This is a genomic window from Lentibacillus amyloliquefaciens, assembly GCF_001307805.1.
GTDB lineage: Bacteria > Bacillota > Bacilli > Bacillales > Amphibacillaceae > Lentibacillus > Lentibacillus amyloliquefaciens.
In genome coordinates, this window is record NZ_CP013862.1 from 539,825 (window position 1) to 551,773 (window position 11,949).

General features: G+C 41.4%; 10 protein-coding genes. All 10 read left to right on the forward strand.

From position 1 onward, the window contains the following. Positions 1-48 precede the first annotated feature (48 nt). Positions 49-627 carry a CDP-diacylglycerol--glycerol-3-phosphate 3-phosphatidyltransferase gene (gene pgsA / locus AOX59_RS02680; protein WP_068448101.1) on the forward strand — a complete coding sequence of 193 codons (579 nt, stop codon included), beginning with the start codon at positions 49-51 and terminating at the stop codon, positions 625-627. Further along, complete coding sequence (locus AOX59_RS02685; protein ID WP_068441450.1) at positions 627-1,871, forward strand: competence/damage-inducible protein A; 1,245 nt, start codon at positions 627-629, stop codon at positions 1,869-1,871. Before pgsA ends, AOX59_RS02685 begins: the two co-directional genes overlap by 1 nt. Positions 1,872-2,052: 181 nt before the next feature. Then, on the forward strand, positions 2,053-3,096 hold the full coding sequence (recA, locus tag AOX59_RS02690) for a recombinase RecA (RefSeq protein WP_068441454.1): 1,044 nt from the start codon (positions 2,053-2,055) through the stop codon (positions 3,094-3,096). A gap of 430 nt (positions 3,097-3,526) precedes the next feature. Further along, positions 3,527-5,092, forward strand: coding sequence for a ribonuclease Y (gene rny, locus AOX59_RS02695; protein WP_068441457.1), 1,566 nt, complete (start codon positions 3,527-3,529; stop codon positions 5,090-5,092). A gap of 94 nt (positions 5,093-5,186) precedes the next feature. Beyond that, positions 5,187-5,984: a TIGR00282 family metallophosphoesterase gene (locus tag AOX59_RS02700; protein WP_068441460.1), complete on the forward strand. Its 798-nt coding sequence runs from the start codon at positions 5,187-5,189 to the stop codon at positions 5,982-5,984. A gap of 146 nt (positions 5,985-6,130) precedes the next feature. Beyond that, on the forward strand, positions 6,131-6,391 hold the full coding sequence (locus AOX59_RS02705) for a stage V sporulation protein S (RefSeq protein ID WP_068441464.1): 261 nt from the start codon (positions 6,131-6,133) through the stop codon (positions 6,389-6,391). A gap of 142 nt (positions 6,392-6,533) precedes the next feature. Beyond that, entirely contained in the window at positions 6,534-8,114 is a 1,581-nt protein-coding gene (gene miaB / locus AOX59_RS02710; protein ID WP_068441467.1) for a tRNA (N6-isopentenyl adenosine(37)-C2)-methylthiotransferase MiaB, read from the forward strand. A 1-nt stretch (position 8,115) separates the two neighbouring features. Next, the gene (locus AOX59_RS02715; protein WP_068441469.1) at positions 8,116-8,544 is read left to right on the forward strand and encodes a YlbF/YmcA family competence regulator; all 429 of its coding nucleotides are present in this window, start codon (positions 8,116-8,118) and stop codon (positions 8,542-8,544) included. A gap of 138 nt (positions 8,545-8,682) precedes the next feature. Further along, complete coding sequence (locus tag AOX59_RS02720; protein ID WP_068441473.1) at positions 8,683-9,249, forward strand: outer spore coat protein CotE; 567 nt, start codon at positions 8,683-8,685, stop codon at positions 9,247-9,249. Positions 9,250-9,374: 125 nt separating this feature from the next. Next, positions 9,375-11,945 (forward strand): DNA mismatch repair protein MutS, encoded by a 2,571-nt coding sequence (mutS, locus tag AOX59_RS02725; RefSeq protein WP_068441476.1) that lies wholly within the window; start codon positions 9,375-9,377, stop codon positions 11,943-11,945. The last annotated feature ends 4 nt before the right edge of the window (positions 11,946-11,949 follow it).

Consider the following 11,949-nt stretch of genomic DNA (forward strand, 5'->3'; position numbering starts at 1 on the left):
AGCCCTTCCTAATCCAGGGAAGGGTTTTATATGCAGGAGGGAAAAGCTGTGAACGTACCAAACAAGATCACACTATCGCGAATTCTATTAATCCCGATTTTTATCATTTTGCTTTCTGTTCCGTTCAATTGGGGCGAATGGCATATTGGTGAAAGGGTGTTACCTTTTTCTCACCTTGCTGCCGCCTTGTTGTTTATTATTGCAGCAGCAACTGATTGGATTGACGGGTTTTATGCAAGAAAATATAACCTGGTTACAAATTTGGGGAAATTTCTCGATCCGCTGGCAGATAAACTGCTTGTGGCAGCAGCACTCATTTTACTTGTAGAGCAAGGAGCAGCTCCTGGATGGATAGCCATTATCATCATCAGCAGAGAACTTGCTGTAACAGGGCTTCGGCTTGTTGCCGCGGGTGAGGGAGTTGTGCTTGCAGCTGGAAGTATGGGGAAATTAAAAACAGCCACCCAAATGATTGCGATTGCGTTATTACTGCTTCATAACTTCCCATTTTCCTTTATTGGTATTCCGTTTGGGCTAATTATGCTGTATGCGGCTTTAATCTTTACGATTCTGTCCGGTTATGACTATTTCGCAAAAAACTGGCATGTAATGAGGGATTCAAAATAATGAAAAATATGAGCGCTGAAATTGTTGCAGTTGGTACAGAGCTGTTATTGGGACAAATTGCGAATACAAATGCCCAATGGATTTCTGATGAATTGGCTTCAATTGGGGTGAATGTCCATCATCATTCCGTTGTCGGTGATAATCTTGAGCGTGTTGAAAATCAATTTCGTGTATCCGGCGAACGCTCTGATATCATTATCATCACGGGAGGGCTGGGTCCGACAGAAGATGATTTGACCCGTGAAGCCTTTCAGAAAATAACAAACATGGAAATCATTGAAGATGAACGATCCATGAACAAAATTGAATCATTCTTTGAAACGCGCGAAATGGAAATGACGCCAAATAACAAAAAACAGGCCCGTGTGTTTGCCGGTTCCGATGTTATTAAAAATCAGACCGGAATGGCACCAGGAATGATTGTTTCAAATGAGGGGAAGACTTGGATATTTTTACCCGGGGTGCCGCGGGAAATGAAACGAATGATGACTGACAGTGTGCTGCCCCGCTTAAAAAATCAGAGTGGAGGCGGCAGTGTCATAAAATCGGTTATGCTCCGTTTTATAGGGATTGGCGAATCCACTCTTGAACACGAGTTGAGTGATTTGATCAAGCGACAAACCAATCCGACGATAGCTCCATTGGCACAAAGTGAAGGTGTTGCAATCAGACTGACTGCCAAAGCTGATTCTGACAATGAAGCAGCTGCAGTCATTAACCGTACAAAACAAGAAATTCTTAAAAGAACAGGCACTTATTATTACGGTGATGATGACAGGTCATTGGCTGAAGAGGTTTCTGCCTTGCTGAAAAAAAACAATTTAACAATTGGAGCTGCTGAGAGCTTAACGGGGGGCCAATTCACGGATAGGCTCATCTCAATTCCGGGCGCTTCAAATGTCTGCTGTGGCGGAATTATCTGCTATGATGCTCAAGTAAAAGAAAAGGTGCTGCATGTTTCATCAGACATCATTAATCAAGAAGGGACTGTCAGTAAAGCGTGTGCCGATGCAATGGCTGAAAATGTTCGATTATTGCTGGATGCAGACATCGGAATCAGTTTTACGGGAGTGGCAGGACCTGATACATCAGAAGGCCATTCACCAGGCACAGTCTTTATTGCTGTATATGATCAATCAGGAAAACAGCTGACAGAAAAATTTAATTTTCATGGTGATCGCCAGGCGATTCGAAAACGGACAGTTTTAAAGGGTTATGAACTTTTATTTAAATTGTTAAAATGAATTTATTGATGGATTAAAGCACGGAGAATTTAATATTCTTGTCTCGTTATGTGTTAAAACCCTTTTTTTGATTTAAAAGGTGCCTGAAAATACGGGAACATTTATTCGTTTTTTTCCTTGGCAAATCTTTTAAAAAAGAGTATGATGAAACTAGCTCATTTATTATAGGGAGGTAAACGCGTTGTCAGATAGAAAACAAGCTTTAGATATGGCGTTGAAACAAATTGAAAAACAGTTCGGTAAAGGTTCTATTATGAAACTGGGTGAACAGGAAGGTCAAAAGATTGCATCAATTCCAAGCGGCTCGCTCGCCTTAGATGTAGCTTTAGGAATTGGCGGTTATCCAAGAGGGCGCGTTGTGGAAATTTACGGTCCGGAATCCTCCGGTAAAACAACGGTTGCACTGCATGCTATTGCAGAAGCTCAGCAGCAGGGCGGACAAGCTGCTTTTATCGATGCTGAACATGCGCTTGATCCGACATATGCGAGAGCCTTGGGTGTTGATATTGAAGAATTACTTTTATCACAGCCTGATACCGGTGAACAGGCTCTGGAAATAGCTGAAGCACTGGTTCGAAGTGGTGCTGTTGATATTATTGTAGTGGATTCAGTAGCAGCCCTGGTTCCTAAAGCAGAAATTGAAGGCGAAATGGGAGATGCGCATGTTGGGCTGCAGGCACGTTTGATGTCTCAGGCTCTCAGAAAACTATCCGGCGCCATCAACAAGTCTAAAACGACTGCTATTTTCATTAACCAGATCAGAGAGAAAGTCGGCGTGATGTTCGGAAATCCGGAAACGACTCCGGGCGGTCGGGCTCTTAAATTCTATTCCTCTGTCAGGCTGGAAGTACGGCGTGCTGAAACGCTTAAACAAGGAAATGAAATGGTTGGTAATAAAACAAGATTAAAAGTTGTTAAAAACAAAGTTGCACCGCCTTTCAGGCAAGCAGAGGTTGATATCATGTACGGTGAAGGGATTTCCAAAGTAGGTGAAATTCTCGATATCGGATCAGATCTTGATATCGTCCAAAAAAGCGGTGCATGGTATTCGTATAACGGAGAGAGGCTTGGACAAGGGCGGGAAAACGCCAAACAGTTCCTCAAAGAAAATGAAACTATCAGGCTCGAAGTACAACAAGCTGTGCGCGGGCATTATAATCTGGATGAGACACCTGAAGAAGAAACAGAAGAAGAAGATGCCAATAAGGGCAGCCTTGATGCGTAATTGCTTCTATAATCCTTTACCGGTCACCCGGTAAAGGATTTTTAGTTTAAGCCCTTTTCGCAATCTTTGTAGCAAGTGTATTTACGCAGTTTAGCATCCTGTTCTGGCTTCGCGAAAGAAAATCGCTTGTATACTTAATGTTATTCAGAAAGGACTATTACGATTTCTTGACATTGGTTAGTGGTAACAGTAAAATTAAATTGTATAATTTTCTATTATATTATACGATAAGTTATTTATTAGTTGCATGTTCAAAAAGTCGGAGAGGGGCTGACCTGACTGGTTCAAAGCCTATCGGCGGTTAGATGAAGATTTGCTGGCCGGTGTTTTATATTTGCCGGATTTTTTGAACAACCTCTATTATCGAACACTGTACATGCCGACAATAATGAATCACTTGTACAATTTTATAGCAATAGGAGGTGAAATCATGGATAATCCCTTAATCATCTCCATTTTGCTTGCCGTAATCCTGATCGTCGGTATTGTTGTTGGTTATCTGATTCGTAAATCTATTGGAGAAGCTAAAATAACCAGTGCGGAAAATTTAGCTAAACAAATAGTGGATGAAGCACATCGGAATGCAGATGCTGCCAAAAAGGAAGCACTTCTTGAGGCGAAAGACGAAAACCATAATCTTCGCCAGCAGACTGAAGATGACTTACGCGAACGGCGATTGGAAGTTCAAAAACAGGAAAATCGCCTGATGCAAAAAGAAGAAAATCTGGACAGGGAAAGCGAAACACTTAATCAGCGGGAAACTACGCTGGAAGGAAGGGAAGAATCTCTTACAGAAAAACAACAACAAATTGAAGAAATGGAAAGCAAAGTGGAAGCGATGCTTAATGAGCAGCAAACAGAGCTTGAGCGGATTTCCGGATATACGACCGAGCAGGCAAAACAGGTTATTTTAGAACGGGTCGAGCAAGAGGTCAATCACGAATCAGCATTAATGATTAAAGAAGCTGAAAATCGAGCTAAGGAAGAAGCTGATAAGAAGGCTAAAAGCATTCTTTCACTAGCCCTGCAGCGTTGTGCTGCAGACCACGTTGCGGAAACAACCGTGTCCGTTGTCAATCTGCCAAATGATGAAATGAAGGGACGCATCATTGGTCGTGAAGGACGTAACATACGGACATTGGAAACATTGACTGGTATTGACTTAATTATTGATGATACACCAGAGGCAGTCGTGTTGTCAGGGTTTGATCCCATCCGCCGTGAAATTGCTCGTATAGCTCTTGAAAAACTGGTGCAAGACGGAAGAATCCATCCCGCACGGATTGAAGAAATGGTTGATAAATCCAGACGCGATGTTGACGAATATATTCGTGAAGTGGGAGAGGAAACGACGTTCGATGTTGGAATACACGGACTCCATCCGGACCTGGTTAAAATTCTCGGCCGCTTAAAATACCGGACAAGCTATGGTCAGAATGTGCTGAACCATTCAACTGAGGTGGCGTATCTTTCAGGACTGCTTGCTGCAGAATTAGGCGAAGATGAAACACTGGCGAAAAGAGCCGGCTTGCTTCATGATATTGGAAAAGCAGTAGATCATGAGGTAGAGGGAAGCCATGTTGAAATTGGCAAAGAACTTGGAGTCAAGTACAAAGAACATGAGGTTGTCATCAATTCGATTGCATCTCACCACGGTGATGAAGAAGCAACTTCTATCATATCAGTACTGGTTGCAGCAGCCGATGCACTGTCAGCTGCCAGACCTGGTGCAAGAAGCGAAACATTGGAAAACTATATTAAACGTCTCGAGCGACTGGAAGAGATTTCAGAGTCGTATTCCGGTGTAGAGAAGTCATTTGCTATTCAGGCCGGACGGGAAATAAGAATTATGGTTAAACCTGATGAGATTAATGATATTGACTCTGTTCGAATTGCGCGTGATATTCGCAAACAAATCGAAGGTGAACTACAATATCCGGGACATATAAAAGTTACTGTTATTCGCGAAACACGGGCAGTAGAATATGCAAAATAAGCAAAAAAGCGGCTGTGAAGCCGCTTTTTCGCTTTACAGAGGCATGTGATTATGTAACACTATCAATACTTCAATAGATACGAGGGTGAAAAGAATGAAAATTTTATTTATTGGTGATGTAACAGGCTCTCCGGGCCGAGATATGGTTCGGACGTATTTGCCAAAGCTGAAAGAAAAATATCATCCCAACATGACCATCATTAACGGTGAAAATGCAGCCGCCGGCAAAGGCATTAATAAAAAGATATATAAACAATTTCTTGAGTGGGGCGCCAATGTGATCACGATGGGGAACCATACATGGGACAAAAAAGAAATATTTGAGTTTATTGATGAGGCGAATAATTTGGTGCGTCCTGCAAATTTTCCGGAAGGGACACCGGGAAAAGGTATTGTATTTATTAATCTAAACGGAACGGAAGTAGCAGTGATAAATGTACAAGGGCGTACGTTTCTTCCTGCTATTGATGATCCTTTCCGCAAAATGGATGAATTGGTTGAAACAGCCAGAAAGCGTACAAATATCATTTTTGTTGATGTTCACGCTGAAACGACCAGTGAAAAGCAGGCAATGGGCTGGTATTTGGATGGAAAAGTAAGTGCGGTAGCGGGGACACATACACATACGCAAACGGCTGATGAGCGAATTTTGCCTAAAGGAACAGCTTATATAACTGATGCCGGTATGACGGGCCCATATGATGCGATATTAGGTGTGGAAAAAGAAGCTGTTATGAAAAAATTTCTGACAAGCCTGCCTGTACGTTTTGAAATAGATGAAACGGGTAGAACACAAATGAATGGGGTATTAGTAACAGTTGATGACCATACAGGAAGCGCTCGCAAAATTGAGCGTATATTAATTAATGATGATCATCCCTTTATGGACTGAGTCGTCTTTTAAGTAAACATTTCAGCCGTTATTTTGTTGATTATTTGAATGTTTAGAATTATTAGTGCATAATAAGGTAATAAGCTGACATCTCCAAGAATATAGTAGCATTAGAACTACAATAGTAATTTAAGGAGGTACTAGTAGTGGAAGTATTAAAAGTCTCAGCAAAATCAAACCCAAATTCAGTAGCAGGTGCACTTGCAAACGTTTTACGGGAAAGAGGCTCAGCGGAAATACAGGCTATCGGTGCCGGTGCTTTGAATCAGTCCGTTAAGGCAGTCGCAATTGCCAGGGGGTTTGTCGCACCAAGCGGAGTGGATTTAATTTGTATACCGGCTTTCACCGATATTATGATTGAAGAAGAAGAACGGACAGCTATTAAATTGATTATTGAACCGAGATAATTATGTCATTTTCAGTGTTGTGCATTCGCGCAGCACTTTTTTTGTGTTGTTTAATTCGCTTCCAGCATTTATAATGTAATAATGTATGGGTATATCAATTACTAATTTTTCATTTTACAATAGATAAGAAAGGAGTCCGGCTATGAACGAACAACAACGAAAACAGCAATCACAAATAAGACAGACCGATAATCCCACGGACATAAAATCCGATGCGGCTAATATTGAACGGTTGAAAAATACATCCAGTGACGATTTGATCACTAAATATTTTGAAACGACATATGAACCGCCAAATCTGAGTAAAGCCAGAAAACGCGGTCGTGACGATGTGGAAGTTCATTATGATTTTGGCATCCCGGAAGATATGGAGAATATCGGTGAAGGCAAAAAATTCATGATACGTACATATGGTTGCCAGATGAACGAACATGATACAGAAGTAATGGCAGGAATCCTGTCCGAGATGGGATATGAATCAACAGATGATAAAGAAGAAGCGGACATTATTTTATTGAACACATGTGCAATCCGGGAAAACGCCGAAAACAAAGTGTTTGGTGAAATTGGCCATTTGAAAGCGTTGAAAAGGGAAAATCCGGATTTGATTCTTGGTGTATGCGGCTGTATGTCACAGGAAGAAAAAGTCGTCAACCGAATTATGAAAAAACACCCGCAAGTTGATTTGATTTTCGGGACGCATAACATTCACCGTCTGCCGCACCTTGTGAAAGAAGCTATGTTCGGTAAAGAAAAAGTTGTTGAAGTATGGTCCAAGGAAGGCGATATTATTGAGAACCTTCCAAAGGCACGAAAAGGCAAAATCAAAGCATGGGTCAATATTATGTATGGCTGCGATAAATTCTGTACGTACTGTATTGTACCAATGACCCGCGGGAAAGAACGAAGCCGCCTTCCGGAAGACATTATCCAGGAAGTGCGTCACTTGACAGCACAGGGGTACAAAGAGATTACACTGCTTGGCCAGAATGTCAATGCTTATGGCAAAGACTTTGAAGACTCCGATTATAGCCTCGGTGACTTAATGGATGATTTGCATATGATTGATATTCCGAGAATCCGCTTTACAACATCGCACCCGCGGGATTTTGATGACCGCCTGATTGAAGTGCTTGCCCAGGGAGGCAACTTGCTTGATCATATCCATCTGCCCGTCCAGTCAGGCAGCAGTGAGGTTCTTAAGAAAATGAACCGCAGATATACGCGGGAAGAGTATTTGGAACTCGTTAGAAAAATCCGGGAAGCTATGCCTAACGCTACACTGACAACTGATATTATTGTCGGCTTCCCAAATGAAACTGAAGAACAGTTTGAAGAAACGATGTCACTGGTGGAAGAAGTTGGTTTTGAAGCGGCATTTACCTTTATCTATTCACCACGTGAAGGAACACCTGCAGCACGAAAACAGGATGATGTACCTGAAGAAGTGAAAAAACAGCGTCTCTATCGCTTGAATGAGCTTGTCAACAAACAGTCCGCCGAATCAATGAAACAATATAAGGATAAAGTTGTGCAAGTTCTTGTTGAAGGTGAAAGCAAAAAAGATCCGGATGTGCTGGCTGGCTATACAGAACGCAATAAATTGGTTAACTTTAAAGGACCACAATCGTCCGTTGGTAAAATTGTCGATGTTCACATAACGGAAACCAGAACATGGTCATTAAACGGTGTTATGGCAGAAACTGCAGCTGAGGTGAAATAATATGGCAGACTACACACGTCAAGAAATACTTGATGAAGCCAAAAAATTGGCTAACATGCTTGCAAATACAGAAGAAATTGATCGTTTCAAACAAGTTGAAGCCAAAATTAATGATAATAAAAAAGTACAGCAATTAATCCGGAAAATAAAAACATTGCAGAAACAGGCTGTTAACTTTCAGGCGTATGGAAAAACAGAGGCTCTTAAAAATGTAGAAGAAGAAATTGACCGTTTGCACGCCGAAGTTGATGCAATTCCAATTGTACAGGAATTTAAGGAAACACAGGGAGTCGTAAACGACGTGCTTCAGCTAGTATCCGGAACGATATCCCGGGAAGTAACAAACGACGTGATTACTTCAACCGGCGGTGATCTCCTCTCAGGGGAAACCGGAACGAAGCATGAAAACAATTCATCGAATCAACAATAATGATTAATGCCGGATGGGATTGTTCCTGTCCGGCTTTTTCATGCCTGATTATCTTCGCCCCCTCATATTAAATTCATTATGCACCTTAGGTATTTGTCTTGCATAAACTGACTATGAGAAAAAGGAGGTAGCGAAGATATGTCATTTCTAGATCACGAATATAGAGAAATTATTACGAAAGCAGTATGCGGAAAAGGCAAGAAATTTACGCAGGCAACGCACCATGTCGCAGCATCACATAGACCTTCCAGTATACTCGGCTGCTGGGTGATTAATCATTTATATAATGCTAAGAAAAAATCAGAGGACACTGTTGAAATCCATGGCAGCTACGACATTAATATCTGGTATTCTTATAACGATAATACCAAAACAGATGTTGTTACTGAGCGTGTGACCTATACCGATTATGTCCCGCTGTCTGTTAAAGACGATAAAAGCATCAATGATGATTACGATGTTATAGCTAAGGTCGTTCAGCAGCCAAATTGTCTGGAATGTGAAATCTCCGGCCATGGAAATAAAATTGCCGTCGATGTTGAACGTGAATTTGTTGTGCAAATTATCGGTGAAACAAAAGTAGCGGTAAGAGTAGATCCAAAAGGCTATATGTCAGATGACGATGATGACTGGGGCTTTGATATTACCGATGATGAGCTGAACGATGTGAAACCGGACTTTGTTAACAGCAAGGATAAGGATTAAAAACTTACGAGAGGTTACTCTCTCGTAAGTTTTTTTGATAATTGATTTAATCTGTCTATTCGTTGATATTCGTTTAAATATGCTATAATGAAACAACATATCGTATGTTTTTTGGAGGATTAATAATGGTTAAATACACACCGATGATGGAGCAATATTTGAAAATTAAAGCCGACCAGAAAGATGCTTTTTTATTTTTCCGGCTTGGTGATTTTTATGAAATGTTTTATGATGATGCCATCCAGGCAGCTCGTGAATTGGAAATTACCCTGACGAAACGTGATGGCGGCCAAGAAGATTCGGTACCTATGTGTGGTGTGCCATACCATTCCGCAAACAATTATATAAAAAAACTGGTCGAAAAAGGTTATAAAATTGCTATCTGTGAGCAGATGGAAGATCCAAAAGATGCTAAAGGTGTTGTGAAACGGGAAGTTGTACAATTAATAACGCCTGGAACTGTCATGGAAACAAACATGCTCAACGAACGTGATCATAACTATATTGCAAGTCTTTCTCATTTCGATGATGGCTCTTATGTGATTGTTTATAATGATCTTTCAATTGGGGAAAGCAATGTTGCGCTCATTTCTGATGGATGGGATGCGGTGCTTCATGAATTGTATAACCAGCCCATTAAAGAGATGGTTGTGTCACCTGATCTGCCTGAAACATTGCAAAACACCTTACGTGATAAACTGAATATAACATTGTCATTCCACGATGACGAAACTTTTCAAGCAAAATACCGGGATCTGTGTGAAAACTTAAATGATAAGCGGTTTGTTCAAGCTTTCAGCAGATTACTTAATTACTTGCAAAACACCCAGAAACGCTCGCTTGATCATTTGCAGCCGGCAAACGTGATTGACTTGGATTATTTTCTATCATTGGATATGTACTCTAAACGAAATCTGGAACTCACAGAAACCATTATGAAAAAAGGCAAGCACGGCAGTTTGTTATGGGTGCTTGATCAGACTGTAACGGCAATGGGTACGCGGATGTTGAAAAAATGGATTGACCGCCCTCTGCTAAAGAAAGAAGAAATTGAAGAACGGTTTGATATTGTCGAAGGTTTCTTGCACGGTTTTATGGAACGTGAAGAGCTGTGGGAGGCTTTGAAATCAGTCTATGACCTGGAAAGGCTTGCCGGCCGGGTCGCTTTTGGCAATGTCAATGCACGCGATCTGATACAGCTGAAACAATCGCTGGAACAGATTCCTGAGCTTAAGCGAATTTTAAAGCAATTTGACCAGCCAAGAATTCAGGAATTAAGTCGCAATCTGACGTTTCCGGAAGAACTTGTCAATTTGCTTGATTCCAGTCTCCGGAATGATCCGCCTGTATCAATCAGAGAAGGTGCGCTTATCAAGGATGGCTATCATGAAAAGCTTGATACATACCGTGAGGCTTCCAGAAATGGTAAACAGTGGATTGCCGAATTGGAACAGAAAGAGAAGCAAGCGACAAATATCAAATCGCTAAAAATAGGTTTCAATCGGGTTTTTGGCTATTATATTGAAGTGACGAAAGCTAACTTGCATTTGCTTCCGGAAGACAGGTATCAACGCAAACAGACACTCACAAATGCTGAGCGGTTTATAACCCCTGAACTAAAAGAAAAAGAACAGCTGATTCTGGAAGCGGAAGAACAGAGTATTGATTTGGAATATCATCTGTTCCTGGAGATCCGTGAACAGGTAAAAAAATGCATTCCGCAGATACAATACTTGGCAGAATTAGTAAGTCAAATAGATGTGCTGCAAAGTTTTGCATCAGTAAGTGAGGCCAACCAGTATATACGCCCGCGTTTTTCAAATGAAAGGTTAGAAATTAAAAATGGCCGTCATCCGGTGATTGAGAAAGTTATGAAAAATGATGCTTTTGTTCCGAATGATATTTCTCTGGACCAGGAGACGAATATTTTGCTGATTACCGGACCGAACATGTCCGGAAAAAGCACTTATATGCGCCAGCTTGCTTTGACAGCTATCATGGCACAAATTGGCTGCTTCGTTCCTAGTGAAAAAGCGGAGATGCTTTTGTTCGATCAAATATTCACACGCATTGGTGCTGCTGATGATCTTGTATCAGGCCAGAGTACGTTTATGGTTGAGATGCTTGAGGCGAATCATGCCCTCGCCAATGCCACTGAAAACAGCTTAATTCTGCTTGATGAAATTGGACGTGGAACAAGTACGTATGATGGGATGGCACTCGCCCAGGCGATTGTGGAACAGATTCATGATCACATTCATGCTAAAACGATATTTTCGACCCATTATCATGAATTGACAGCTTTGGAGGATTCTTTGGACCGGTTGAAAAATATTCATGTCAGGGCTGAGGAATATGACGGGAAAGTTGTTTTCCTTCATCAGGTAAAAGAAGGGGCAGCTGATCAAAGTTATGGCATTCATGTTGCCAAATTAGCCGACCTCCCCATATCACTGATTGACCGTGCCAGTTCAATTTTGGAACATTTGGAAAAGAAAGACCGGTCGACCATTGAAGATGCCGGTCAACTATCGTTTTTTGCAGAGGGTCGGCCGCAGATAAAAGAGAAGAAAGCACCGGCTGCACAATCTGAACATAAGCTGATCAAGGATTTGAAAACTATTAATCTGTTTGAGATGACACCGATGGATGCCATGAATGAATTATACCGGCTGCAAAAGCAGGCTAAAGAGTAATTGG